We start from the raw sequence: 26,349 nt of genomic DNA on the forward strand, positions 1-26,349 counted from the left end.
TTCGGGCCCGGGAAGGCGGATTGTCGGCTCAGCCGAATCGGGCGAGGAAGTAGCGCTTCTTGCCGACCCGCAACACCACGGTGGACCCGGCAAGCAGATCGGCCCGCCCGATCTCGGCGGCGGGATCGGGGACCGGTAGGTTGTTGACCCGCACCCCACCCTGTTCGATGAGGCGTCGTGCCTCGCCGTTGCTCTCGGCGGCCCCCACGGCGACCATGAGCTCGATCACGGAGAGTGATCGAGCGAGGCGCGAGGCCGGGACCTCCGTGGACGGCGCCTCGCCGAATGCGTCCTTCAGCGTCTCGTCGTCGAGGAGGGCGAAGGGTTCGTCACCGAACAGGATCTCGGAGGCGCGTCGGGCGCGGGTGAGGCCTTCTTCGCCATGGAGGATCCGGGTCGCCTCCTCTGCCAGGCGCCGCTGGGCGGCACGGGCCGCGGGATCACGGCCGGTCTCGGCCTCGAGTTCCTCGATCTCGTCGAGATCGAGGAATGTGTAGAGCCTCAGGAAGCGCCCGGCGTCGGCGTCGGGGACGTTGTAGAACCACTGGTAGTAGGCGTAGGGGCTGGTCTCGTCGGCGGCGAGCCACACCGCCTCGCCCGTCGACTTGGCGAACTTGCGACCATCCGATCGTTCGACGAGCGGCCACACCAAACCGAAGGCCTGCCCTCCGTAAAGCCGTCGCACGAGATCGACGCCGGCGGTTATGTTGCCCCACTGATCGGAGCCGCCTATCTGGAGTCGGCAGCCGTGAGTCCGATAGAGGTGGGCGAAGTCGTAGGCCTGGAGGAGCTGATAGGAGAACTCGGTGAAGGTGATTCCCTGCTCCCTCTCCTCGAGGCGCCTGCGCACCGACTCCCGAGCGATCATCTGGTTGACGGAGAAGTGCTTGCCCACCTCACGGAGGAAGTCGAGCAACGAGATGCGCGACAGCCAGTCGTTGTTGTCGACCACCATCCCGGTGTCGGGCGAGCTCAGGTCGACGATCCTGGAGAGCTGCTCGGCGATCCGGGCCAGGTTTCTCTGGATCTGGTCCTCGCCGAGGAGTTCCCGTTCGTCGTCCCGACCCGACGGGTCTCCGATTCGCCCGGTGCCGCCTCCGGCCACGGCGATCGGCCTGTGGCCGGCGCGTTGCAGCCACGCCATCGCCATGATCCCGATGAGGTTCCCGATGTGCAGAGAGGACGAGGTCGGATCGGCGCCGTAGTAGAAGGTGACGCCTCCGTCCCCGAGCAACGATGCCAGGCCGTCGCGGTCGGTCACGTCCTGAATGAAGCCCCGAGCGGCGAGGATGTCGAGAACGGCGGTCATGGCGGGGAGGCTAGCCCGGCGGCGCCCGGCGGCAGCGGTCGGCGGAGGGCCAGGGGGGAGGTCAAGGCGACCCTGAGAGACGCCGATGAAGACGGTGGTCGATACCCGTCTTGACGGGGAGACACCGCCTGTTAGGATCACGGTTCCGCCGAGGTGACGCGTCCTGCGCGTCCGTCGTCGGCGTCAGTATCCCGGCTCCTTGACAACTGAACAGTGTGCCAAAAGCCAGTTTTGCCTTTCGGGCAAGCCGATCTCGGCGCGTCCGGAAGGCCGTACTCGAGTGGGCACCGGAGCTTCGGCCCCGGTGCCGCATCAGTGGACGACGCTGATGCCAGAAGCGGATGGAGGGTTTGGCCAGCCATCCGCATCAACAGACTCGACACTCTGAGGATTCGAGCCCTCGGGCTCGACTCTTTCGATGGAGAGTTTGATCCTGGCTCAGGACGAACGTTGGCGGCGTGCCTAATGCATGCAAGTCGAACGAGGGACCCAGTCCGGGTAACCGGACCGGGTCACCTAGTGGCGAACGGGTGAGTAACACGTGAGGAACCTGCCCCGGAGACCGGAATAGCCCAGGGAAACTTGGATTAATGCCGGATGTCCTCGGACGGTCGCATGGCCGACCGAGGAAATGGTCCGCTGCTCCGGGATGGCCTCGCGGCCTATCAGCTTGTTGGTGAGGTAACGGCTCACCAAGGCGACGACGGGTAGCTGGTCTGAGAGGACGATCAGCCACACTGGGACTGAGACACGGCCCAGACTCCTGCGGGAGGCAGCAGCAGGGAATTTTGCACAATGGACGAAAGTCTGATGCAGCGACGCCGCGTGGGGGATGAATGCCTTCGGGTTGTAAACCCCTTTCAGGAGGGACGAAGCGAAAGTGACGGTACCTCCAGAAGAAGCCCCGGCCAACTACGTGCCAGCAGCCGCGGTAATACGTAGGGGGCGAACGTTGTCCGGATTTATTGGGCGTAAAGAGCTCGTAGGCGGCTCAACAAGTCGGTCGTGAAAGTCCGGGGCTCAACCCCGGGATGCCGGTCGAAACTGTTGTGGCTAGGGTCCGGTAGAGGAGAGTGGAATTCCCGGTGTAGCGGTGAAATGCGCAGATATCGGGAGGAACACCAGTAGCGAAGGCGGCTCTCTGGGCCGGTACCGACGCTGAGGAGCGAAAGCTAGGGGAGCGAACAGGATTAGATACCCTGGTAGTCCTAGCCGTAAACGTTGGGCACTAGGTGTGGCGGACTCATTGACGTCTGCCGTGCCGTAGCTAACGCATTAAGTGCCCCGCCTGGGGAGTACGGTCGCAAGGCTAAAACTCAAAGGAATTGACGGGAGCCCGCACAAGCGGCGGAGCATGCGGCTTAATTCGATGGTACCCGAAGAACCTTACCTGGGCTTGACATCATGGGAAAAGCCGTAGAGATACGGTGTGCGAAAGCGTCCATGACAGGTGGTGCATGGCTGTCGTCAGCTCGTGTCGTGAGATGTTGGGTTAAGTCCCGCAACGAGCGCAACCCCTGTTCCATGTTGCCAGCGGATAATGCCGGGGACTCATGGAAGACTGCCGGGGACAACTCGGAGGAAGGCGGGGTCGAAGTCAAGTCATCATGCCCCTTATGTCCAGGGCTGCACGCATGCTACAATGGCAGGTACAACGGGTCGCGATCCCGCGAGGGTGAGCAAATCCCTTAAAGCCTGTCTCAGTTCGGATTGGAGTCTGCAACTCGACTCCATGAAGTCGGAGTCGCTAGTAATCGCGAATCAGCAATGTCGCGGTGAATACGTTCTCGGGCTTTGTACACACCGCCCGTCAAATCACGAAAGTCGGCAACACCCGAAGTCAGTGGCCCAACCCGCAAGGGAGGGAGCTGCCGAAGGTGGGGTCGGCGATTGGGATTAAGTCGTAACAAGGTAGCCGTACGGGAACGTGCGGCTGGATCACCTCCTTTCTAAGGAGCGAATGAGGCCTCAGGGCCTCGACAGCACCTAGTCAATGAGCTGGCTACTCACGTCGACCGAACCACCGGGTCACCTTGGTGACGCGGCCGGCAGGGTCTTCGTGGGCACACTGTTCAGTCGTGAGGGAGCCCGGGTTCTTCCGGGTTCACTCCGCACCTTGAGAACTGCATAGCGAGCACAAACGTCTTGGTATCAATATGATTCAAGCTACTAAGGGTCTTTGGTGGATGCCTTGGCGTTGGGAGCCGATGAAGGACGTAGCAGGCTGCGATAAGCCCCGGTTAGTCGTCAAGCAGACTTTGACCCGGGGATTTCCGAATGGGGAAACCCGACTGGGGTAATGCCCAGTCACACTGGTCTGAACACATAGGGCCAGGAGAGGCAACCGGGGGAATTGAAACATCTCAGTACCCCGAGGAATAGAAAGCAACAGCGACTCCCTGAGTAGCGGCGAGCGAAACGGGATGAGCCCAAACCGACGTGGCGTGATAGGCCGGTGCCGTTGTCACGTCGGGGTAGAGGGACCCACCTGATGGATCACCGGATCCATCGAGGAGTCAGAAAATCGGGAGGCTAGCCGAACCTGCCTGGAAAGGCAGTCCGTAGAAGGTAACAGCCCTGTAGGCGAAAGCGCCCGATCTCCTGGTGGTGTTCCCAAGTAGCACGGGGCACGTGAAATCCCGTGTGAATCTGCGAGGACCACCTCGTAAGGCTAAGTACTACCCAACGACCGATAGTGAACCAGTACCGTGAGGGAAAGGTGAAAAGCACCCCGGTGAGGGGAGTGAAATAGAACCTGAAACCATGGACCTACAAGCAGTCAAAGGGTCGCGCAAGCGGCCTGATGGCCTGCCTTTTGAAGAATGAGCCGGCGAGTTAGCGATACGTGGCAAGGTTAAGGCGTGAGCCGTAGCCGCAGCGAAAGCAAGTCTGAATAGGGCGTCTAGTCGCGTGTCCTAGACCCGAAGCCGGGTGAGCTATCCATGGGCAGGGTGAATCGAGGGTAAGACCTCGTGGAGGCCCGAACCCACCAAGGTTGAAAACTTGGGGGATGACCTGTGGATAGGGGTGAAAGGCCAAACAAACCCGGCGATAGCTGGTTCTCCCCGAAATAGCTTTAGGGCTAGCGTCGTGAGTTCCACCTTGGGGGTAGAGCACTGATTGGGCTAGGGGGCCTACAAGCTTACCGAACCCAGTCAAACTCCGAATCTCAGGGTGCCACATCACGGCAGTCAGACCATGGGGGATGAGCTCCATCGGTCAAGAGGGAAACAGCCCAGATCGCCAGCTAAGGCCCCCAATTCCGGACTAAGTGGGAAACGATGTGGGATTGCACAAACAGCCAGTAGGTTGGCTTAGAAGCAGCCATCCTTCAAAGAGTGCGTAACAGCTCACTGGTCGAGTGGTCCTGCGCGGAAAATGTAACGGGGCTCAAGTCCGGAGCCGAAGCTGCGGGATTTCGTCAAGCTCGGCCCTGCCCTCGGGCAGGGTCCAGGCGGCGGAATCGGTAGGGGAGCGTTGAGCGGGCAGTGAAGCGGCGGCGTGAGCCAGCCGTGGAGGCCGTTCAAGTGAGAATGCCGGCATGAGTAGCGAGAGGGGAGTGAGAATCTCCCCCGCCGAAAGTCCAAGGGTTCCTGGGGAAGGCTCGTCCGCCCAGGGTAAGTCGGGACCTAAGGCGAGGCCGAGAGGCGTAGTCGATGGATAACCGGTTGATATTCCGGTACCACCACGTGCGCGTCCAGGCTGAACCCAGCTTGCTAAGGAAAGCCCTTCGGGGCCTACCGACCCAGCTGGTACTAGGCCAGCGATGGGATGACACGGAAGGGTAAGCAGACCCGGGCGTTGGTTGACCCGGGGTAAGCGTGTAGGGCGAGATCCAGGCAAATCCGGATCTCACGAAGCCTGAGGCGTGACGCCGACCCGCTCTTAGGGGAAGCTGCTGAACGCCCATGCCGTCGAGAAAACTCTCTAGCGAGTGCACGGGGTGCCCGTACCCCAAACCGACACAGGTGGACAGGTAGAGAATACCAAGGCGAGCGAGAGAACCGTGGTTAAGGAACTCGGCAAAATGGTCCCGTAACTTAGGGAGAAGGGACGCCCCGGTAGAGTGAGAAGACTTCGCGTCTTCGAGCTCGAGGGGGCCGCAGTGACTCGGCCCAAGCGACTGTTTACTAAAAACACAGCAGCGTGCTAAGTCGCAAGACGACGTATACGCTGTGACGCCTGCCCGGTGCTGGAAGGTCAAGAGGAGAGGTCAGCCACTTCGGTGGCGAAGCTTTGAATCCAAGCCCCAGTAAACGGCGGCGGTAACTATAACCGTCCTAAGGTAGCGAAATTCCTTGTCGGGTAAGTTCCGACCTGCACGAATGGCGCAACGATTTGGGCGCTGTCTCAACCACGGACTCGGCGAAATTGCAGTGTGAGTGAAGATGCTCACTACCTGCGACAGGACGGAAAGACCCCGGGACCTTTACTGCAGCTTGACATTGGAGTTTGGTGTGCCATGTGTAGGATAGGTGGGAGACTAGGAAGCGGAGGCGCTAGCCTTCGTGGAGTCAACGTTGAAATACCACCCTTGCCACATTGAGCTTCTAACCTCGGTCCGTTATCCGGATCAGGAACAGTGTCTGGCGGGCAGTTTCACTGGGGTGGTGGCCTCCTAAAATGTAACGGAGGCGCCCAAAGGTTCCCTCAGTCCGGTCGGCAATCGGACGGCGAGTGTAAAGGCACAAGGGAGCTTGACTGCGAGACCTACAAGTCGAGCAGGTGCGAAAGCAGGGCTTAGTGATCCCATGGTGGCATGTGGAAGCGCCATGGCTCATCGGCTAAAAGGTACCCCGGGGATAACAGGCTTATCTTGCCCAAGAGTCCATATCGACGGCAAGGCTTGGCACCTCGATGTCGGCTCGTCGCATCCTGGGGCTGGAGCAGGTCCCAAGGGTCGGGCTGTTCGCCCGTTAAAGCGGCACGCGAGCTGGGTTTAGAACGTCGTGAGACAGTTCGGTCCCTATCCGTCGCAGGCGCAGGAGGTTTGAGAGGATCTGTCCCTAGTACGAGAGGACCGGGATGGACGTACCGCTGGTGTGCCAGTTGTCCTGCCAAGGGCATGGCTGGTTGGCTACGTACGGAACGGATAAGCGCTGAAGGCATCTAAGTGCGAAGCCGACCTCGAGATGAGACCTCCCACCGCATCAAGCGGGTAAGACCCCTGAAAGAACATCAGGTTGATAGGCCGGAAGTGGAAGCGCAGTAATGCGTTGAGCTGACCGGTACTAATCGGTCGAGGGCTTGAATCGATTCCAAGATGTGCGTGCTCGCTATGGAGTGCTCGGGGTGACGAGCATTCACCGGTTTCCGGTGGTGATAGCGGCGGGGAACCACCCGTTCCCATTCCGAACACGGAAGTTAAGCCCGCCAGCGCTGATGGTACTTGGGGCGTAGGCCCCCGGGAGAGTAAGTCGCCGCCGGAGTTTTGGTGGAGAGGGCCGCTCGGATGGGCGGCCCTCTCTCGCGTAGTTACGATCTAGAGAGAACGAGAGGTTCACCATGGGGCGGGAATCAGGGCGGGATCGGCCAGGGACGCGAGGCGGGGGACCGCAGTCGAGTGGCCGGCGGGGACTTTCAGGTGGGAGGGAAGTCGGGTCGGCCAAGAGGGACCACCGATCGGGGTCCAGCGACAAGCGAACCGAAGATCCGGCACCTGTGAAGCGGCGGGCATGGGTGGCGGACGGCGACCTTCCCCGGTGGATTCAGGACGAGGTGGCTCGGGTGACCGCCAAGGCCCGGATCCCGGCGACGCTCGAGCTGCTGCAGAGCGCCGCCCGTTCGTTCGTGGCAGGCCGCTATGGCAAAGCCCTGCGCGACGCCGAGCAGGCGAAGGAGCTGTCCCCAAGGGATGCGACCGTGCGCGAGCTGCTCGGGCTGTCGGCGTATCGGTTGGGTCGTTGGGAGACGGCGCTTCGCGAACTGCGCACCTTCCGGCGGTTGGCCGGCGACACCACGCACATGCCGGTCGAGATGGACGTCCTGCGCGCCCTGGATCGGCCGGCAGCCGTCGAGGATGCCTGGGTGACGTTTCGGCGCCTCGGTGGTGACCGCTCCACAGACCTGGAGGCGCGCGTCGTCTACGGATCCTTCCTCCTGGATCGGGACGACCCTCGCAAGGCCTGGCAGGTCACCGGCCCGAAGAAGATCGGGGACGATCCCTCGGAGTCCGACCTTCGGGTCTGGTACGTCGCCAGCAGGGCGGCGGCGAGGCTCGGGGACGCCAAGACCGCCAGACGGCTGTTCGAAGCCATCCAGACGAGCGACCCGGCGTTCCCGGGCCTGGACGAACTGGAGACGGCCGTCTCAAGTGCGTGACGCCAGCCAGCGCTCGATGCCTGCTGCCTGCATCGGCCAGAACGTGTTGCGATCCAGCGTGTCGATGTCGACAGGATCGAATCCCTGTGCCCGGTAGTCGGCCAGGACCCAGGCGCGCATCGCCTCGGACAGGTCGCCGTCATCTGAGGCGGCGGCCTCGACCCAACCGACCCAGTCCCACATCCGCCGTTCGGCGGCCTCGAGAGTGTGCGCCACATCCGGGTCCGGGCCGTAGTGGGCGAAGCCGAGGAATGCAGGGCGTCTGCGGCCGATGCGTCGCAGACTGGCGGTCACCACCTCGGGATCGAAGTCCGGCGGAGGGGTCACCGGCTGCACGATGTGCCCATGCGGAAAGGAGATCCCGACTGCGTCCCCGATGAGCGCTGCTCCCGTCTCCGCCTCGAAGAACACCACGTGGTGGCGAGCGTGCCCGGGTGTGTGCATCACCTCGACATGTCTGCCGCCTCCCAGAGGGATACGATCTCCCTCGTCGAGGATCAGAAGTCGATCCTGCGGTATCGGCTCCATTGGACCCCAGAGTGTGTCCATTCCCTCCTCGCCGTAGATGCGGGTGGCCGAGTTCCACAGACGCGCCGGGGTGACCAGGTGGCGGGCTCCTTCGGAGTGGACTCCGATCTTGGCGCCGGGGAACCTCTGGGCGAGGTGACCTGCCCCTCCCGCATGATCCAGGTGGATGTGGGTGACCGCCATTACGGCTAGATCGTCGACGCCCACCGACTCGAGTGCGTCGTAGAGGTGGCCGATCGAGCGCGACGGCCCGCATTCGATGAGGACGCGGTTGGGGGTGTCGAACAGATAGCAGGCGAGGCGCTCCGCATCGTCGTGCATGAAGGCATCGATCAGGTACAGATCGTGCCCAAGAGATGTCACCGATACTTCGCTCATGACACGCGACGGTAGCGGAGCCTCTCAGCCGGTTCTCATCTCACGGTCACCCTTCCCCCATCTCGGGCGACGAGCCTTGCCGGATGCCAGATGTCCTGACGCCTGCCGGAACAGGGCTCGAACGGGTCCGCCGGAGCCTGCAGACGATGTGGAGAGGGCGACCCGAAGATCCGGCGTGGGTTCGTCCGACCCTGATCGGCCTCTTGGCCCTGACAGCACTGGCCTACACATGGTCGCTCGATTCCAGCGGATACGGAAACGAGTACTACGCCGCCGCGGCCTACAGCGGATCGCAGAGTTGGACGGCCTGGCTCTTCGGCTCGTTCGACTCCGCCTCGTTCATCTCGGTCGACAAGCCCCCGTCCTCGCTGTGGGTGACCGGCCTGTCGGTTCGCGCCTTCGGCTTGAGCTCGTGGAGCATTCTGCTCCCTCAGGCGGTCGCCGGCGTGGCCAGCGTGGGGATCGTCTACGGGACGGTTCGGCGATGGAAGGGTCCGGCGGCCGGGCTCCTGTCCGGGTTGGCCCTCGCCACCACGCCGATCGCCGTCGTGATGTTTCGCTACAACAATCCCGACGCCCTCCTCACCCTCCTGCTGGTAGCTGCCGTCGCCGTGGCCTACGGCGCAGTCGAGAAGGGCAGCGGCATTCGTCTGTCCTTGTCGGGGGTCCTGATCGGGCTGGCATTCCTCACCAAGACGACCCAGGCCCTGTTGGTGCTCCCGGCGATCGGCATCGCCTACCTGTTGTGTGCTCCGGTGTCTCTCGGCCGCCGCCTCGCCCATGGGGTGGGTGCCATGGGTGCAGCCGTTGTCTCGGCCGGATGGTGGATCCTGCTCGCCGAGACGTCTCCGGCGGCCCCCTTCTTCGGACAGACCAGGAGTGGCTCCTTCCTCGACTACATCCTTGGGCAGAACGGCTTGGACCGGATCTCCGGCGCCTCGCCTGGTCCAGGAGGCACCGACCCCTTCGGTGGCAGCGGTGGATGGGGGCGACTGTTCAACACGGAGGTCGGTGACCAGATCTCGTGGCTGATACCACTGGCCATCGCCGGGATGGTGGCCGCCGTGGTGATGGCACGGCGGGAGGACCGAAGCGGATGGATTCTCTGGAGCGGTGTGCTCATCACTCACCTCACCGTGTTCAGCCTGATGGCAGGGGTGTTCCACCCCTACTACTCGCTTTCCATGGCGCCTGCCATCGCCGCCCTCGCCGGGGCAGGGGCGGTCGACATGTGGCGGGCCAATCGCGAGGGAACCAGAGGGTGGTGGCTGTTGCCCCTCGCCGTGGCTTCCGCGGGAGCATGGGCCTGGGTTCTGCTCGATCGCGTCCCTGAGTTCATGCCCTTGTTGGGGCCTGCAGTCGGGGTGGCCGGCGCCATCGGTGCCGTGGCTCTCCTCTGGCCACGGCGTCCGTTTCCGGCACAGCCGGTTCTCGCCATCGGTGTTCTGTGTGCGATGCTGGTCGCGCCCTTGGCGTACGGCATGAGTTCCATCGGCGTCGACTTCTCCGGCGGGGATCCCACGGCGGGCCCGGCCGAGTCGGGTCAGCCGTCGCCGCTCTCGACACCCGCGGACTCTTCGCGCCCGTTGCCACCGCCTCCTGGTGACGGGGGGCGGCCCTATCCTCCGCCGAGAGATGCCGGCGAGCGCTACCCCGTGCCGTACCTGCCTCCCGGGCAGGCCGAGGATCGGCCAACCGGAGATGCGCCTGCCCGCCCTTCTGGCGGGCCTCAACGAGGCGGACGGGGAATCACCGGACCCGTTTCGGAGTCCCTGATCGAGTTCCTCGTCGAGAGCCATGAGGGTGAGACCTGGCTGGTGGCGACCCGGGGCACCCGGCCGGCGGCGACGATCATCCTCGCCACCGGTGAGCCGGTCATGGCCATGGGCGGCTTCAGCGGTGGCGATCCCACGCCGACCTCGACCGAGCTCGTCGAGTACATCACCGCGGGGCGACTCCGGTTCGTGATGGTGGGCGGTGATGATCCACTGGTGGCCGAGGTGCTCGAGAGGTGTGCCGTGGTCTCGCCGTCCGAGTACGGCGGTCAGACTGGGGTCGTCCTCTACGACTGCATCAGCCTCGAAACCGTCACCGCCACCGAATAGCCTGCTCACTCTCGGCGCGGCATCCAGAAAGGATGCCCCATGGACTTGAACCTCGTGGTGCTCGCTGGTCGCCTGGCGGCCCCACCCGAGATCCGGCAGTTCGAGAGCGGAACCCGCTTGGCGCGCTATCTGGTGACGGTTCGCACCGAGGAGCCGGTGAGGCGCGTCGATGTGGTGCCAGTCACCCTTTGGGATCCTGCCGACGAGCTGGTCGATGCCGACCCGGCCCCTGGGACACGGGTGTGGGTCGCCGGTTCAGTTCAGCGGCGGTTCTGGAGCGCAACCGAGGGACGCCGCAGCCGCCTGGAGGTCGTCGCCGATCAGGTGTGCCTGCGGGACTCCGACACCGAAGGCGAGCCGACCTGACCGGGTGATCACGGCCGGTGTGGAGTCGGCCCGAGCCGACAGGATGCGAACAGGGGGCGGGGTGGCGCTCGGTCTGACTCCACGACGGCCGGTAACCTCCGGGCCTTGCCCCGGACCGCCATCTCCGCCCCATCACTCCTCGCCGCTGAGGCGGGGGCGGCGGCGTGCATCGGAGGCGGGAACGCCGTCGATGCGGCGGTGGCGGCCACGATTGCCGGGATGATCAGTGAACCGGGGATCGTCGGTCCGGGAGCCGGATGCCTCATCACCATCTGGGAGGAAGGCTCGGAGCCGGTCGTCATCGATGGTTACGTCGCCATGCCGGGCGCCGCCAAGAGGCCGGCAGACGGTGTGTTCGGCTCGCCGGTCGATATGACCTACGGCGGCGGCATGACGACGAGGATCGGTGCCGGCTCAGTCGCCGTTCCCGGAGCCTGGGATGCTCTTGGCCAAGCGGTGACGCGGTTCGGTGCCGCCTCCTGGCGTCAGGTCATGAGCCCGGCATTTCGACTGGCTGAGAGGGGTTACCCTCTATCGGAGGCTGCTGCCCGGTATCTCGAGCACGCGTTCCTGCCCATCTTCTCGATCGATCCCGAGATGCGGGCCCTGCTCACCGACGGCGATGGTCGCCTGCTTCAAGCCGGCGAGATCGTCACGCCGGTGGGCCTCGCCGAGACACTCGAGACAATCGCCGGGGAGGGTGCTCGCACCTGGTACGAGGGAGCCATCGCCGAAAAGATCCTTGCCATCATGGACTTGCAGGACGGCTGCATCGGTGAGGCCGATCTCGTCGGCTACCGGGCCGAGTATCGAACCGCGGTCCGCGTGGAGGTGGGGGAGTGGGTGGTGGCAACCAGCCCGGCGCCATCGATCGGGGGCCCGCTCATGGCGGCCACGCTCCTCCTGCTGGATTCCGACCGCCAGGAGTCCGCCGGGCTCTACACCACGGACATCATCAATGCCCTGGCGACGGTTCAAGGGCACCGGGACATCCGGATCGACCATGCCCACGACCAGGCCGCGGTGGCGATGGAGCTGTTGCGCGAGGTCGCCATCGCTGGCCGGGCCGGTCTGGGGTCGTCTTCGACGATCCACGTCTCGGCGGCAGACGACGAAGGACGAGCATGTGCGATCACCACCTCTGCCGGGTACGGCTCCGGGGTGATGATCCCGAACACCGGCCTCGCACTCAACAACTGCCTCGGGGAGATCGACCTCTATCCCGCCGGAGTCTCCGGGTACTCGCCGGGTGATCGCCTCGGATCGAACATGGCGCCGACGGTTGCTCGACGGGGCAGCCGCACGCTGGCGTTGGGTTCTCCGGGGGCGGCCCGGATCGTCTCCAGCATGGCCCAGGTGCTGGCGAAGGTGACTCTGCGGGGCGACGACGTGGAAGCGGCAATCGAAGCGCCGCGGCTCCATGTCGAGCCTGGCCCGCAGAGACTGCTCTCGGTCGAGGAGCCACTCGAGGTGGATCCCACCGCCGGATTCGTGGTTCGTCGGTTCCCGGCACACTCGATGTACTTCGGAGCCGTTGGTGTAGCCGGTTTCGATCCGGAAGGGAACGGCCTGACCGCTCTGGCGGACCGACGCCGCAGCGGTGACGTGGCGATCGGGGAAGGATGATCGTGCCGTCTGGCTTCCTCTCGAAGGTCGAAGGCGGTGGCCGATGAGCGACTCCGCAGAGAGGGGACGCGAGCTCGAGCGCTTCCTCGAACCAGAGAGCATCTTCTGGTTGAGGGCGGCGCCTTGGCTGCTCACCGGGGTACTCGCCGTGGGCGTGGTGATCGGCCTGTTCCTGCTGCGACCCACCGGAGCCGTGCGGCCCGATCTCGCCGAGATCGGCATCAACCCGCACAGCCATGAGGCCGTGGTGCAGGCGGTGTCCGAGCACCCGTGCGACGCCAACCCGTCGCTGACCTGTGCCGATGTGGTGTTCCTGCTCACCCAGGGTCCCGATTCCGGATCCGAGTTTCCGATGACGGTGGTGGTCTCGCCCACGTCCCCGGCGTTCGCGGTGGGGGAGAGGGTCGTTCTCGAGTACCAGGAGGGCGCGTCCGAGGAGTTTCGCTACGCGTACGCCGATCGCCAGCGTCGCCCGACGCTTCTGTGGCTGGCGGCGCTCTTCGCCATCACGGTGGTGGCGCTCGGTCGCTGGCGAGGCGTGGCAGCCCTCGTCGGACTGGCTCTCTCGGTCGTGGTACTGCTGGCGTTCGTGATTCCTGCGATCCTCGACGGACGCCCCCCCGTGATGGTGGCGATGGTGGGAGCCGGGGCCATCGCCTACCTGGCCCTCTACGCAGCGCACGGCTTCTCCCGCATGACGACGGTGGCGCTGCTGGGTACCGTCGCCGCGCTCGGCCTGACCGGTCTCCTCTCCTCGGTGGCGGTGGCGGCGGCCCGCTTCAGTGGGTTGACCGCCGACGAGGCGTTCATCCTCGGGTTTGCAGGCGAGTTCGACCTCTCTGGACTCATCCTCGCCGGTGTCGTACTGGGAGCGCTGGGCGCAATCGACGACGTGACCGTCACCCAGGCGTCGACGGTGTGGGAGCTGCACGAGGTTCGCCCCGATCTGGGCCGGGCCGGGCTGTTCAGGTCAGGCCTGAAGGTGGGGCGCGATCACGTCGCCTCCACGGTCAACACCCTTCTCCTCGCTTACGCCGGGGCGGCGATGCCCCTTCTGCTCTTCTTCGTCCTCGCCGACCAGTCGGTAGGGTCGGTCCTCAACTCCGAGATGGTGGCGGTGGAAGTGGTGCGAACCCTCGTGGGCAGTATCGGCCTGGTGGCCGCGGTACCGATCACGACATGGCTGGCGGCGGTGTTCGCTTCCGAGGACTTCGCCGGAGGTCGCAGGTGACCAGGATCGAGTCGCTGGATCCCGAAGGTCACCACCGTCCGGTGCGGGGCTACTACTCGCAGACGATGCGGGTGGAGTCGGGACCGCTGGTGTTCGTGTCGGGTACGGCGCCGCTCGACGCCGGCGGGAGGCTGGTCGGCCCCGGTGATGCCTCTGTTCAGGCCCGAGCCGTGCTCGAGAACCTCCGGGTGGCCCTGCAGGCCCACGGAGCCGAACTATCGGATCTGGTCTCCCTCGATGTGTTCCTCGCCCAGGCCGCCGACTATGAGGCGGTGGGAGCGGTTCGCTCCGAGTTCTTTCCGTATGCGGGGCCCACGGGGATCCTGGTCGTGGGAGCGATGCCGCCGCTCCCCGGCGTCCTGGTGACGATGCGGGGCATCGCCGCACCGGGTTGAACTCCTGGTGGAGGGCCGCCCTCATCGGGAGGTCGAAGGTTGTGGCCGTCCCTCGATGAAGGGTCGAGACGGCGGCGACGGGCATGACCTCGGCATGCAGGATGTTGAAGGAAGGGGCGCTGGTGGCCCGACCCGAGGAGGTTCCATGAGCGAGTTCGGCGACGAAGAGGCCTGGAGGATCAGGCTGACGCCAGAGCAGTATCAGATCCTGCGCTGTTCGGCGACCGAGGCGCCGTTCACCGGCGTCTATTGGGATCATCACGAGGAGGGGCGCTATCGCTGTGCCGGTTGCGAGCAGGTGCTGTTCCTCTCCGACGACAAGTACGACAGCGGATCCGGCTGGCCCTCTTTCACTAGGCCAGTCGAAGAGAGCCGGCTCACGCTGCATCGCGATGACAGCCACGGAATGGAGCGCATCGAGGTCAGGTGCGCATCGTGCGGCGGCCACCTCGGCCATCTGTTCCCCGACGGCCCGAATCCGACCGGACAGCGCTACTGCGTCAACTCGGCGGCACTGGAGTTCGAGGGATGACCGCGACCCTGCTCGGAGACGATGGGAACCACCGCTGCCCGTGGCCGGGCTCGGACGCCCTGTACCTGCGGTATCACGACGAGGAGTGGGGGCGGCGTGTCTCCGACGACACCGGCCTGTTCGAGCGGATCGTTCTCGAAGGGTTCCAGGCCGGCCTCTCCTGGCTGACGATCCTGCGAAAGCGTGAGGCCTTCCGCTCGGCGTTCGCCGGGTTCGATCCGCGGGTGGTGGCCAGGTTCGAAGAAGAGGACACCGCCCGGCTTCTGAACGACGCCGGGATCGTCCGCAATCGGGCCAAGATCACCGCCGCCGTGGGGAACGCCCGCCGAGCCCTGGACCTGATCGAGGCGGAGGGGAGCATCGCCCGGTTCCTGGCCGTCTACGCTCCGGCGCCGGGGCCGGCGCCCAGGGATCTGTCACAGGTCCCGACTGCCTCGGCCGAATCGAAGGCGTTGAGCAGTGAGCTTCGGCGGCTTGGGTGGTCGTTCGTGGGGCCGACCACCATGTACGCCTTGATGCAGGCGGCTGGCATGGTGAACGATCACCTGGAGGGCTGCTGGGTCCGGTCGCGATGCATGAGCGATCTGCCCTGGCCCGCCTGAGTCAGTGGTCGTGACCGGCGTGCTCGTGCTCAGCGCCCTGATGCTCGGCGATCTGCCGGTGCACATCCTCCATGTCGACGGCACGCACCTGCTCGATGAGGTTCTCCAGCACGTCGCCGGGCAGGGCGCCTGCCTGGCTGTACAGGATCACATTCTCCCTGAACACCATGAGCGTGGGGATGGAGCGCACCGAGAAGGAACCGGCCAGCTCGGGCTGGGCCTCGGTGTCGACCTTGCCGAAGACGAGGTCCGGGTGCTTCTCGGCGGCGGCCTCGAAGGTCGGGGCGAAGGAGCGGCAGGGGCCGCACCACGCAGCCCAGAAGTCGACGAGGACGGTGTCGTTCTCGGCGATGGTTGCGGCGAAGTTGTCCTTGGTGAGTTCGATGGTTGGCATGCAGTCGGAAACGCGCCGATCGCCCCGGACATTCCCTAAAATCGTCACCGTGACGCAACAGGGCAGATGTGAGTGGTGTCGCCGGGGGATCGCCTACGGCGGCGGAGGGCGCCCGCGGAAGTACTGCCGGCGCAGCCACCGCCAGCGCGCCTACGAGGCGCGCCTGCTCGCGTCCCGAATGGGGCTCGCCGAAGGTCTGGCGGTGGTATCGGAGCGGGACCTGGGCCGGATCAACGATGGCATCTATGTGATCGAGTCGGCCCTGGACGACGTCGAGCGGGACCTGAGTCGGGATCCAGGCGACCTGGCGGCGGCCTTCGAGCACCTGTACGTCGCAGCCACGGGCTTGCGAGGTGCGACCCTGGAGCCCAGGGCACTGAGAGACGGCTGAAGGGTGAGATGTGGGTGTTCCCGGTCTTGCCATCCGAGCGCCCATAATCCACGTTCTGTCAAGTAACGGAGACGGTGAAGGGACGCCCACTCCTCTTTCGTCTCGGTTCTACTCCCCATCCTCGTCGAGCTGCTCGGTGGGAGCCCGGACCTCGGGCTTGGCGCCGGCAAGTGCCGCCCGGCGCACTGCATCCCTTCCGTAACGGTTTCGAACCAGGTCGACGGCTCGATCGAGCTCCCGTCGACGGAGGTGGTGCGGGCTCCCCGGGCGCACGCCCTCTGATGCCTGCGGGTCGACATCCAGGGTCAGCTGCAGGTGAGGTGTTCGGGCGAGCAGGGAGACGCTGATGCCGACCAGGGTGACGCGTCGGCCCTCGGCGCGCTCTGCGACCAGGGAGTCCGCCAGGGACGATGCGAGGGCGTAGATCGGGTCGGTCTCGGCGATGGGGGCAGGCAGTGTGGTGGCGCGCGTGACCGAGGTCATGTCGTCGAAGCGGACAGCCACCGAGACCCTGCGGCCTGCGAAACCTTTTCGTCGGAGACGCGACCCGACCCGGTCGGCGAGCGCCAGGAGTGTGTTGCGGCGCTTGTCGATGTCGGTGGCGTCGCCGGCGGACTGGGCCCCGACCGATCCGGCGGTGGCCTTGCCGTGGACGGGGCGCGGATCGCGGTTGTTGGCGAGCGCCCACAGATGTGCGCCCCAGTGCTCCCCCATCCAAGCCTCGATGGTCGGGGGAGCCAGGGCGGCCAACTCGCCGATCGTGCAGATCCCGTATCCGGCCAGCTTTCGCTGAGCGACCGGACCAACGCCCCAGATGAAGCCCACTGGGAGGGGTGCGAGAAACTCCGACTCCCCTCCTGCTGGTACGACGCAGAGGCCATCGGGCTTCGCAACTCTGCTTGCGATCTTCGCCAGGTGCTTGGTGGTGGCCACTCCGACCGATATCGGCAGGTCGACCTCGGCGCGGACGTCGTCTCGGATGCGCCCGGCGATCTCCGGACCCGACCCGAAGAGGCGGCGCGAGCCGGAGACGTCGAGGAAGGCCTCGTCGATCGAGATCTTCTCGATCCTCGGGGTGTAGCGCTCGAGGATCTCCATCACCGCCCGGCTGGCGGCGACGTAGGCGTCGAAGCGGGGCTTCACGATGATCAGCGAGGGGCATCGGAGTCGGGCCGTCGCTGCGTTCATGGGGGCATTGACCTCCATGGCGCGCGCCTGGTAGGTGGCGGCGAGTACCACTCCCCCGCCTACCGCCACCGGTCGATCCCGAAGCGACGGGTCGTCGCGCACCTCCACCGAGGCGAAGAAGGCGTCGAGGTCGGCATGCAGGATCGAAGGCCCGTCCACGAGCCAAGTCTCGTCGATGTGGGTGACACGCGCCTTCGCGACGGCTCCACGACCTCGGTGGTCGTCGATGGGCCGGGTCCGGGTGGGGGCCGATCCTCCACGGACGGGGCGAGGCGACAGGCCAGTTGGCCGACCGAAGAGGTCGCGACGAAGAGCCCGATCGACCTGGGCGTCGGGCAATGCCACACCGATCTCCCGGGAGGTGGGATGATTGGGCAGGCCTATTCGATGGAGGCGGAAGTGAAGCGTTCCATGTTCCTTCTCGGCGTGGTGATGGCCGTCCTCCTGGCTGCCTGCGGCGACGACGACGCGGCCACGACCACCACCGTCCCGGGCACGACCAGCGAGCCGCCGCCGGCGACCTCGACCACGACGCCGGAGGGCAGCACGACATCTGAGGCACCGCCGACAACCACGATCCCTCCGGCAACCACTACATCAGAACCGCCACCCACGACCACTCCCCCGCCCCTGTTCACCACCGACGGCGACTTCTTCCCCGATGTGCTTCCCGGCAGCGAGGGTCCCAACGGCTCGGGATGCATCACCGGGGAGACGATCCTGGGCGATGGCGTGTGGTTCGGCTATGTGGAGGGCATCTCCGGCGGCACGTTGACCTTCGATCTCGCCTGCTTCTTCACGGGCGCGGCCGCAGTCACCGCCGCCACCGAGGACGGCTACGAGGCGTTCGACTACTACATCCGGAACAAGAACCCGAAGACGTACTCGGTCGACCTGGCCCCGGGTGCCATGGCGTACTACGTGAACGGCTCGACGATCGAGCTGGTCGCCGTCGGCGCCGGGGCATGGCCGAACGCCGCATCCTTCCTCGCCTGCCCTGGCGAGTGGTGCAGCGTCTGGCTCTACGTCAATCAGGGGAAGGTGACCGAGCTCGTGGAGCAGTACGTTCCCTGAGCCGGTGTCGCTCAGTTCAACGACGGGTGGCGCGGGAAGAACCTGAGTACTCCCAGGTCTCCGAATCGGCGCTCCAGGACCGTTCGCCACAGGTCGCCGGGGCGCGCCGTGAACACGTCGGCAGCGGTCGCCTCCACCACGATCCAGTCCTCTCTCTCCAGCTCGTGCTCCAGCTGATGGCGTCCCCATCCCGAGTAGCCGGCGAAGATCCGGTGGGGGGAGGCCGTCACCTGCATGCCGACGAGGTCGACCAGGTGCACGCCATCGATGACGGTCCGGTCCGATTGGAGCGCCGGTCCGCGTGAGAGGGCGATCGCCACATCGGGCTCCACCGGGCCCCCGCGAAACACCACCTGTGGAGGCAGGATCGCCTCCGCCCATTCGGGGACATGGTCGATCACCGGGAGCGTCGTCGGATCGTTGAGAACCACCCCTATGGCCCCCTGGGCGTCGCGGTCTATGAGCAGGACCACCGTCGCCAGGAAGTTGGGATCACCCAGGGCGGGGGCGGCCACCAGCAGCTTCCCGGTCAGGTCGTCTGATCCCATGTGGCGACCATCTCTCGGGCCTGCCGCACCCAGGCGTCGTCGACTATTCGTCCTGGATACACCGGGAGCAGCGGGGCGATCCTGGCGATGTCGTCCTTCGTGAAGCGCGCTATCTGCTCGATCGAGGTGATGTCGTGCTCGGCCAGGATCGTTGCGATCTTCGGACCGATCCCCTTGATCCGGGTGACGTCGTCCGCCATGGCTCTGCCGCTCTCCAACCGCGACTCGAGCTCCGCCACCTGCAGGCGGAGGGCGACAACCCGCTCGCCGGCACGCGTCGTCGCCCCGGTTCCGGCGACAGCGGTCCTTCTCACCAGACGGGAATTTCGTTCCCTCTCTGCTGCAAGGAGGGCGCGGACCTGACGCAACTCGGCGCGAACCCGATCGAGCGAGGGCTCGGCGGCAACGGCGAGGAGCTGCCGCCGAGCCTGTTCCAACTCCCGACGCAGCCGGGCTGCCTCCTCGGCCTCGGCCCGGGCAGCACTCAGTTCGGCAGAGAGCTCCTCGAGGCGGGCGGCGAGTGGCGCCTTCTCGGCGTTCACCGTATCCAGTGCTTCCACGGTGGACTTCAGCTCTTGTTCCAGGTCGCTGATCCTCGCCTCGCGGACGTCCACCTCGACGTAGAGGCGCTCGAGGGCGGCGATCCGCTCGGTGAGCCGGGTCGCCTCGGCGTTGCGCACCGCAGTCAGCTGGGTGAGCCGGTCCTGGAGTTCGGTGATCTCCGCCTGGCGTACCAGCAGGATGTCAGGAGGTGGGGCCGAGTTCTCCAACTCGGCTCGAGCCGCCTCCACCCGGCGGTCCGCCTCGTCACGCACCAGACGAACCTCGCGATCCAGCCTCTCGGCCTCGGCTTGAAGCGACTCGACGAGTGCGTTGCGGGTCTCGAGGAGGTCTCGAAGACGATCGATCTCGACGGCGAGCTGCGACTCCTCGTCCCCTTCCCCTGCGTGCAGCAGCTGCTCCTCCAGCTCGATGATGCGCTGCAGGGCGGACCGATGCTCTTGCGCCGAGACCGCGTCGGAGAGGATGGCGTCGGCTCGCTTCTTGTCGGCTCGTGCTGCGGCCAGCGATTCGAGCGCCGTGGCGAGTTCGGTCTCGATCTCGGCCAAGCGGTTCTCTGCAGACTCTGCCCGGGCCTCGCGACTGCGACCGTCCTCCGCCAGAGCACGCAGCTCTGCGGTCAGCTCGTCGACTCGCTGCTCGGCCTGAGAGGCATCCTTGCTCAGGCGGGAGGACTCGAGGCCGAGGCGTTCGACCTCGGCCTGGAGGTCGAGGACTCTGCGGTTGGCCATTCGTGCCGCCCAACCGGCCTCCGCTTCGGCCAGGGTCAGGGCCTCGGCCCGGCGACCCTCGTCGAGGGCGCGCGCGGTCTCGCGCTCCAGCAGCGCCCTGGCATTGAACACCGCCGTGCGGAGCCGGATCCCGCGCCTTCGCGCCAGGAGGGCGGCCCCCGAGGCGGTGGCTATGGCGACGAGCAGCGCCAGGGCGATCGGCAGCGGGTCCATGGCCGGAGTGTACGGGGCGCGCCCAGGGTCCCGCGTCCGGGAGGAGTGCGGGCCGGGCCGAATCGATGGGAGTGGTCTCGGCCAGCCGGTGGAGGTCGTCGCCACCCGTCGCCGCTAGCCTCGCCTCGTGGTCGGCTACACCATCGAGGCACTCCCCAAGGTCGTTCTCCACGACCACCTCGACGGAGGGTTGCGTGCATCGACCGTTCTCGACCTGGCCCGCGAAGTGGGATACGAGGGTTTGCCTGCTCGCGATGCGGGATCTCTCGAGGCCTGGTTCCATCAGGCGGGTGCCGCCTCCCTCGCTCAGTACCTCGAAGCGTTCCGGCATACGTTCGGTGTGATGCAGACGCCCGAGGCAATGGCCCGGGTGGCCTATGAGGCGGTCGCAGACCTGGCGGCCGACGGTGTCGTCTACGCCGAGATGCGCTTCGCTCCCAGCCTCCACCTGAGCCGCGGAATGAGCCGGAGCGAGGCCATTGCCGGGGTACTCGAAGGCCTCACCCGGGGTGAGGCCGAGTTCGGGATGACGGCCAGGGTCATCGTCGATGCGATGCGCCAGGACACCGACTCCGAGGAGGTCGTCGCCGCGGCCCTGGGCTTCGTGGGCAGAGGTGTCGTCGGGTTCGATCTGGCCGGCCCTGAGGCGGGGTTTCCGGCGAGCGGCCATTCCTGCGCGTTGCGAGCGGCGGCCGAAGGTGGGCTTCACATCACAATTCATGCCGGCGAGGGCGCCGGAGTCGAGAGCATCGCCGACGCCCTGGCCTGCGGGGCCGAGCGTCTCGGTCACGGTGTGCGCATCGTGGAGGACCTGGACGAAGACGGGCGGCCGGGACCGGTGGCCGGTGAGGTGCTCGAGCGTCGCATCGCCCTCGAGGTGTGCCCGACCTCCAACCTCGACACCAAGATCTATGCACGCCCCAAGGACCATCCCCTTGGGAGGCTGCACCGCAGCGGCTTCGTGGTAACCATCAACACCGACAACCGCCTGATGAGCGCAACCAGTCCCTCACGAGAGCTCGCCTTCGCCGTCGAGCGTCAGGGAATGAGTCTTGGAGACCTGGAGACGATCACCATGGCAGCCATCGATGCCGCCTTCTGTGATGAAGACACGAGACAGCAGGTGAGGCTGCGGGTCGCCGACGGCTACCGGGGCGTCGAGGCGATCTGACCGTTCAGCCAATCGGCGACGGCAGCGACGGCGACCGCCCCCCCGTCCTCGTTGAACGACTCGTGCCTGAAGCCAGGGAACACGATGCGCTCGACTCCGGGCAGCGATTCCAATGGCCGGCTCACCGGCTCCGGAACGATCTGGTCCTCCGCCCCATGGAGCACCAGCGTGGAGATGTCGAGATCAGACAACCGTCGTCTCACCAGGCGCTGTGCGGCCAGGGCATGGCGTCCAAGGGCCAGCGTGGTTCGAGGGTGTACCAGGGGGTCCGCGAAGTACCTGTGGCCCACCTCGGGGTCGCGCGAGAGCATGGAGCCGTCCAGACCGTTGTCGATCGAGACACGTGGGGCGAGAACACCGAGGACGCGAGCCGCCATCCGCTTCACCGGAGAAATCCGCGCCGAGATCGCCGGAGCGCTGAGGACGAGTAGGTCGGGCCGGGTGCGATCCGACAGCACGTAGGACAGTGCGACCAGCCCTCCCATCGAGTGCCCCATGAGTACGGTGGGAACGTCGGAGCGACAACCCGACACATCTCCTTCGAGATCGTCGAGATACTGATCCCAGCGCTCGACGAACGCCCGCCGGCCGCCGGAGGCGCCAAAACCCCGAAGGTCGGTTGCCACGACCTGGTGGCCGTGAGCCGCCAGGGCCGATCCCACATGCTCGTAGCGACCGGAGTGCTCGGCGATCCCGTGGACCAGCACGATCGTCGAGCGAGCCCTCCCGTCCGGTTCCCATCGGCGTGCGGCCAGCTTGGTCCCATCGGCTGCAAGCCGGCTCATGTCGGCTCACCCGCCAGGTCATGCCACGTGAGGACGGGGCGGCGGGCGGCGGCGGCGTCGTCGAGACGAGAGACCGGTGTGAGATGGGGCGCCGCTGTCATCCGACCGGGTTCGCTGCGGGCGATCTCGGCGATCTCGTTGAAGGCGGCAGCGATGGCCTCGACCGTCTCGCGGGACTCGGTCTCGGTGGGTTCGATCATCAGTGCCTCCTCGACTATCAGTGGAAAGTACACGGTTGGAGCGTGAAAGCCCCGGTCGAGCAGTGCCTTGGCAACATCCATTGCTCGCACGCCGGTGGCCCGCTTCAGTGCCGCGGCCGAAGCGACGAACTCGTGCATGCATGGTGCGTCGTAGGGGATCTGGTAGATCGGGTCGAGCAGCCTGGCCAGGTACCGGGCGTTCAGCACCGATCGTTCGGCGACCCGACGCATCCCGGCCCCTCCCAGGGCGAGCATGTAGCACAGGGCCCTGAGGACCACCAGGAAGTTGCCGTGCTGACCATGGATGCGACCGATCGAGTCGGAGGGCATCACCCATCGAGGTCCTGAATCGCCCATCTCCGGCAACGGGCCAGGCAGGAACCGGACCAGCCGGTCCACCACCGCGACCGGCCCTGCACCCGGGCCGCCTCCTCCGTGGGGTGTGGCGAAGGTCTTGTGAAGGTTGGAGTGGACTATGTCGAAGCCCATGTCCCCGGGACGGACCACTCCGAGGATGGCGTTCAGGTTGGCGCCGTCGTAGTAGACGAGCCCATCCACCGCATGGACGATGGAGGCGATCTCGACGACGTCCTGTTCGAACAGGCCGAGTGTGTTCGGGTTGGTGAGCATGAGTCCGGCGGTGTCCTCGTCCACTGCCGATCTCAGGGCCTCGAGATCGACCATTCCTCTCGCGTCACTCGGCACCTGGCGGGCCTTGAACCCGGCGAGGGTCACCGAGGCGGGGTTGGTGCCGTGCGCGGAGTCGGGGATCAGAATCGTGCGCGGGCTGCGGCCCGTGGCGTCGTGATAGGCGCGCGTGATGAGCAGTCCGGTCAGTTCCCCGGAAGCGCCCGCAGGCGGCTGGAACGTGGCACGGGCCATCCCGGTGAGAGCACAGAGAAGCTCCTCGGCTCGCAGCAGGACTTCAAGCGCTCCGGCGGCGTGCCGGGCCGGCGTCGCCGGATGCAGATCACGGAACCCGGGATGCTCCGCCGCCCAGTCGCACACCTTCGGGTTGTACTTCATGGTGCACGAGCCGAGCGGATAGGCACCGAGGTCGACGGCGAAGTTGCGATGTGCCAGGCGGGAGAAGTGCGCGACCAGGTCCCTCTCGGCCAGCTCCGGCAGGGCAGGCGGGGTCGAGGCCAATTCCGGGAGTTCGGGCATCTCGTCGACGTCGAGGTCGGGTAGCGACCAGGCGCGGCGCCCCGGAGCCGAGAGCTCGCCGAGATGGGGCTCCGCTCCCCCACCCATCAGCGGCAGCGATGTGGCACGGCCTCCTGGTTCAGGCATCGGCCAGGACCTCCTCCAACGCCTGGGCGTATCCATCCAACTGTTCTCGCGTCCGCTTCTCGGTGACGGCGACCAGCAGGCCGCCGGGGAACTCCGGAAGGTCGCCACCGATCGGGATTCCGGCGAGGAACCCGCGCTCCGCCATCCGGTCGATGACGACCTCGGGATCCGCAGGAAGCAGGATCGGGAACTCTCGAGCGAAGCGGGAGCCGACCCCGAGGCGAACACCGGGGATGGCCGAGAGTCGATGTGCGAGGTGGTGGGCCCGGGCCACGCTCTGCCTCCCGACCGATGCCAGGCCCTCGGGGCCGAGCCAGGCGAGATGGACGGCGGCGGCGATGGCGATGAGCGTCTGGTTGGTGCAGATGTTCGAGGAGGCCTTCTCCCGGCGAATGTCCTGCTCCCGGGTGCGCAGGGTCAGGGTGTAGCCAGTCCGGCCCGACGAGTCGATGGTCCTGCCCACCAGGCGGCCCGGAACACGGCGCATCAGGGGTCGCGAAGCGGCGAATAGGCCGAGTGCCGGCCCGCCGAAGGAGAGGGGGCTTCCCAGTGGCTGGCCTTCGCCGACGGCGAGGTCGCAGCCGGCGTCTCCGGGCCGGCGCAGCACACCGAGCAACATCGGGTCCACCTCGGCCACCGCCAGGGCACCGGCAAGGTGTGCCGTCTGCACCGCCGCCGAGTAGTCCTCGATCACGCCGAGGTGATTGGGCTGTGAGAACAGCACGGCCGCCGGGGGTGGCCCGGTGCCGGCTTCCCACACCGTGCGTCCATCGAGGAGAGGGAGCTCGTGCAGTTCGAAGTCACGAACCCGAGCGAAGGTGGCGATCACCTGCCGGGTTCGGGGGTGCACGCCTCGGGACACCCACACCGACTCCCGACCGGTCTCGGCCAGGGCCAGGTTGACCGCCTCCAGCCCGGCGGTTGCGCCGTCGTAGAGGGATGCGTTGGCGACGGGCAGTCCCGTGATTGTGGATATCAGCGACTGGTACTCCCACAGTGCCTGGAGCACGCCTTGTGCCGCCTCCGACTGATACGGCGTGTACGAGGTGACGAACTCGGGCCGTGAGCTCAGGGCGCGGACCACGGGTGGCAGGTGGTGGTCGTAGAACCCGCCGCCGGCGAAACAGATCAGTCGTGAGGAGTTTCGAGCGGCCAGGGTGTCGACGTGCGCCATGAGCTCGGGCTCCGACATGGGCGGGGGCAGGCCGGGGTCTGGCGCCGCCAAGGCCACTCCGTCGGGTAGATGAGCAAAGAGCTCGGACTCGGAGGCGAGGCCGAGCACCGAGAGCATTCGCGCCAGGTCGCCTTCGCTGTGCGGGGTGAAGTCCATCAGCGTCTCACGAAGGGAGGGTCGACGAAACGGCCCGGTACCCACTCGTCCCGAATCGCCATCGCCATCGGCTCACCGGCCCGGGCCGGTGGCGAGACGTATGCGAGGCCGATGCCCACGCCGAGGGCCGGGCTGAAGTTCCCCGACGTGACCCGACCGGAGCGTCCTTCGGACCGAACGGTGTATCCGGTCCGGGGCACGCGCCGCCCCTCCAGGGCGAAGCCGATCAGGGCACGATCGAGTGGCCGGTGGCGTAGGGCAGCCAGGGCGCCGCGGCCCACGAACTCGTGGTCCCATCCAACCGCCCACTCCAGGCCGGCCTCCAGGGGTGAGGTCGTGTGGTCGATGTCCTGGCCCCACAGGGGGTACCCCATCTCGAGGCGCAGGATGTCTCGCGACGCCAGACCACAAGGCTCGGCACCGGCTGTGATGAGTGCCTCGAACACGGAGGAGGCGGTCTCGATGGGAAGCATGACCTCGGCTCCGCTCTCTCCCGTGTACCCGGTGCCCGCCGCCGTCCAGCCATCCCCCTCGAGCACCCGGAACCGCTTCGGGCACTCGCCGATGACGGTCTCGAGCACCTGGGCCGACCCTGGTCCCTGGACTGCGAGCAGCACGGTGTCTGGCCGCAGGTCGGTGACCGCACAGTCAGGCTGGACGACGAATGCGTGCCGCACCCGATCATGGTTGGCGGCGTTGGGCAGAACGATGAGGCGTCCTGCGGTGGACCACCAGAGGATGATGTCGTCGATCACGCCGCCCCGTTCGTCCAGCATCAAGGAGTACTGGGCACGGCCAGGTTCGATTCGGTTCAGGTCGTTGCTGAGGAGCCGGTCCACGGCGGCAACGGCGCCGCTTCCGTCGAGAGCGAACCTCCCGAGATGGGAGACGTCGAAAGCTCCCACCGATGAGCGGACCGCGCCGTGCTCGGCGAGGGCGCCTCGGTACTGCAGCGGCATCTCCCAGCCCCCGAAGTGGGTGAACCTGGCGCCCAGGCGCTGGTGAGCCTCGTGCAACGGCGACCGGGCGAGGAGCGTCACCGGCGGAACTCTAGACCGGGTGGGCGGCGATCCCTCC

21 protein-coding genes and 3 rRNA genes are annotated in these 26,349 nt (G+C 66.3%); 14 read left to right on the top strand and 10 right to left on the bottom strand.

Annotated features, from left to right (window positions below; translation table 11 throughout):
• Positions 1-28 precede the first annotated feature (28 nt).
• Positions 29-1,309: a tyrosine--tRNA ligase gene (gene tyrS, locus QY307_00905; protein WKZ82844.1), complete on the bottom strand. Its 1,281-nt coding sequence runs from the start codon at positions 1,307-1,309 to the stop codon at positions 29-31.
• Between the two features lie 415 nt (positions 1,310-1,724).
• On the opposite strand from tyrS, the gene QY307_00910 reads away from it, so the two are divergent.
• From QY307_00910 to QY307_00925, 4 genes are all read left to right on the top strand, one after another.
• Positions 1,725-3,258, top strand: a 16S ribosomal RNA gene (locus QY307_00910).
• Between the two features lie 210 nt (positions 3,259-3,468).
• A 23S ribosomal RNA gene (locus tag QY307_00915) occupies positions 3,469-6,564 on the top strand.
• A gap of 57 nt (positions 6,565-6,621) precedes the next feature.
• Positions 6,622-6,738, top strand: a 5S ribosomal RNA gene (rrf, locus tag QY307_00920).
• The 16S, 23S and 5S rRNA genes sit together here, the layout of an rRNA operon.
• Before the next feature lie 232 nt (positions 6,739-6,970).
• Entirely contained in the window at positions 6,971-7,630 is a 660-nt protein-coding gene (locus QY307_00925; protein WKZ82845.1) for a hypothetical protein, read from the top strand.
• On the opposite strand, the gene QY307_00930 is transcribed toward QY307_00925, so the two are convergent.
• Complete coding sequence (locus QY307_00930) at positions 7,619-8,536, bottom strand: MBL fold metallo-hydrolase (GenBank protein WKZ82846.1); 918 nt, start codon at positions 8,534-8,536, stop codon at positions 7,619-7,621. The genes QY307_00925 and QY307_00930 overlap by 12 nt on opposite strands.
• 83 nt (positions 8,537-8,619) lie before the next feature.
• On the opposite strand from QY307_00930, the gene QY307_00935 reads away from it, so the two are divergent.
• The 7 genes from QY307_00935 to QY307_00965 all read left to right on the top strand — a co-directional run bounded on the left by QY307_00935 (position 8,620) and on the right by QY307_00965 (position 15,393).
• The gene (locus QY307_00935) at positions 8,620-10,641 is read left to right on the top strand and encodes a glycosyltransferase family 39 protein (GenBank protein ID WKZ82847.1); all 2,022 of its coding nucleotides are present in this window, start codon (positions 8,620-8,622) and stop codon (positions 10,639-10,641) included.
• A gap of 39 nt (positions 10,642-10,680) precedes the next feature.
• Complete coding sequence (locus QY307_00940; protein ID WKZ82848.1) at positions 10,681-11,007, top strand: single-stranded DNA-binding protein; 327 nt, start codon at positions 10,681-10,683, stop codon at positions 11,005-11,007.
• A gap of 105 nt (positions 11,008-11,112) precedes the next feature.
• Entirely contained in the window at positions 11,113-12,633 is a 1,521-nt protein-coding gene (locus QY307_00945) for a gamma-glutamyltransferase (GenBank protein ID WKZ82849.1), read from the top strand.
• 43 nt (positions 12,634-12,676) lie between these two features.
• Positions 12,677-13,864 carry a YibE/F family protein gene (locus QY307_00950; GenBank protein ID WKZ82850.1) on the top strand — a complete coding sequence of 396 codons (1,188 nt, stop codon included), beginning with the start codon at positions 12,677-12,679 and terminating at the stop codon, positions 13,862-13,864.
• Positions 13,861-14,259 carry a RidA family protein gene (locus tag QY307_00955; protein ID WKZ82851.1) on the top strand — a complete coding sequence of 133 codons (399 nt, stop codon included), beginning with the start codon at positions 13,861-13,863 and terminating at the stop codon, positions 14,257-14,259. Before QY307_00950 ends, QY307_00955 begins: the two co-directional genes overlap by 4 nt.
• Before the next feature lie 145 nt (positions 14,260-14,404).
• Positions 14,405-14,791 carry a peptide-methionine (R)-S-oxide reductase MsrB gene (gene msrB, locus QY307_00960; GenBank protein ID WKZ82852.1) on the top strand — a complete coding sequence of 129 codons (387 nt, stop codon included), beginning with the start codon at positions 14,405-14,407 and terminating at the stop codon, positions 14,789-14,791.
• Entirely contained in the window at positions 14,788-15,393 is a 606-nt protein-coding gene (locus QY307_00965; protein ID WKZ82853.1) for a DNA-3-methyladenine glycosylase I, read from the top strand. Before msrB ends, QY307_00965 begins: the two co-directional genes overlap by 4 nt.
• 1 nt (position 15,394) lies before the next feature.
• On the opposite strand, the gene trxA is transcribed toward QY307_00965, so the two are convergent.
• Positions 15,395-15,787, bottom strand: a complete 393-nt coding sequence (gene trxA / locus QY307_00970; protein WKZ82854.1) for a thioredoxin — start codon at positions 15,785-15,787, stop codon at positions 15,395-15,397.
• A 49-nt stretch (positions 15,788-15,836) separates the two neighbouring features.
• Between trxA and QY307_00975 the strand changes: the two genes are divergently transcribed.
• Entirely contained in the window at positions 15,837-16,178 is a 342-nt protein-coding gene (locus QY307_00975) for a hypothetical protein (protein ID WKZ82855.1), read from the top strand.
• Positions 16,179-16,286: 108 nt separating this feature from the next.
• On the opposite strand, the gene dinB is transcribed toward QY307_00975, so the two are convergent.
• Complete coding sequence (gene dinB, locus QY307_00980) at positions 16,287-17,525, bottom strand: DNA polymerase IV (protein WKZ82856.1); 1,239 nt, start codon at positions 17,523-17,525, stop codon at positions 16,287-16,289.
• A 207-nt stretch (positions 17,526-17,732) separates the two neighbouring features.
• Between dinB and QY307_00985 the strand changes: the two genes are divergently transcribed.
• Positions 17,733-18,440, top strand: coding sequence for a hypothetical protein (locus tag QY307_00985; protein WKZ82857.1), 708 nt, complete (start codon positions 17,733-17,735; stop codon positions 18,438-18,440).
• 11 nt (positions 18,441-18,451) lie between these two features.
• Here QY307_00985 and QY307_00990 read toward each other — a convergent pair whose 3' ends face one another.
• Positions 18,452-18,988 (bottom strand): YqgE/AlgH family protein, encoded by a 537-nt coding sequence (locus tag QY307_00990; protein WKZ82858.1) that lies wholly within the window; start codon positions 18,986-18,988, stop codon positions 18,452-18,454.
• Complete coding sequence (locus tag QY307_00995; protein WKZ82859.1) at positions 18,970-20,493, bottom strand: helix-hairpin-helix domain-containing protein; 1,524 nt, start codon at positions 20,491-20,493, stop codon at positions 18,970-18,972. The genes QY307_00990 and QY307_00995 overlap by 19 nt, the downstream gene beginning before the upstream one ends.
• Before the next feature lie 127 nt (positions 20,494-20,620).
• Here QY307_00995 and add point away from each other — a divergent pair, with 127 nt between their 5' ends.
• Positions 20,621-21,664, top strand: coding sequence for an adenosine deaminase (gene add / locus QY307_01000; GenBank protein ID WKZ82860.1), 1,044 nt, complete (start codon positions 20,621-20,623; stop codon positions 21,662-21,664).
• Here add and QY307_01005 read toward each other — a convergent pair.
• Genes QY307_01005 through gcvT form a run of 4 tightly spaced genes read right to left on the bottom strand, consistent with a single transcriptional unit; the run spans position 21,640 to position 26,312 of the window.
• Positions 21,640-22,449 carry a lysophospholipase gene (locus QY307_01005; protein ID WKZ82861.1) on the bottom strand — a complete coding sequence of 270 codons (810 nt, stop codon included), beginning with the start codon at positions 22,447-22,449 and terminating at the stop codon, positions 21,640-21,642. The genes add and QY307_01005 overlap by 25 nt on opposite strands.
• Positions 22,446-23,903, bottom strand: a complete 1,458-nt coding sequence (gcvPB, locus tag QY307_01010; GenBank protein WKZ83730.1) for an aminomethyl-transferring glycine dehydrogenase subunit GcvPB — start codon at positions 23,901-23,903, stop codon at positions 22,446-22,448. The genes QY307_01005 and gcvPB overlap by 4 nt, the downstream gene beginning before the upstream one ends.
• A gap of 31 nt (positions 23,904-23,934) precedes the next feature.
• A complete protein-coding gene (gcvPA, locus tag QY307_01015; GenBank protein WKZ82862.1) occupies positions 23,935-25,272 on the bottom strand; it encodes an aminomethyl-transferring glycine dehydrogenase subunit GcvPA in 1,338 nt (445 codons plus the stop codon).
• On the bottom strand, positions 25,272-26,312 hold the full coding sequence (gcvT, locus tag QY307_01020; GenBank protein WKZ82863.1) for a glycine cleavage system aminomethyltransferase GcvT: 1,041 nt from the start codon (positions 26,310-26,312) through the stop codon (positions 25,272-25,274). The genes gcvPA and gcvT overlap by 1 nt, the downstream gene beginning before the upstream one ends.
• Positions 26,313-26,349: the final 37 nt, after the last annotated feature.

Source organism: Acidimicrobiia bacterium, from assembly GCA_030584185.1.
In the GTDB taxonomy this organism is placed as follows: Bacteria; Actinomycetota; Acidimicrobiia; order Spongiisociales; family UBA11373.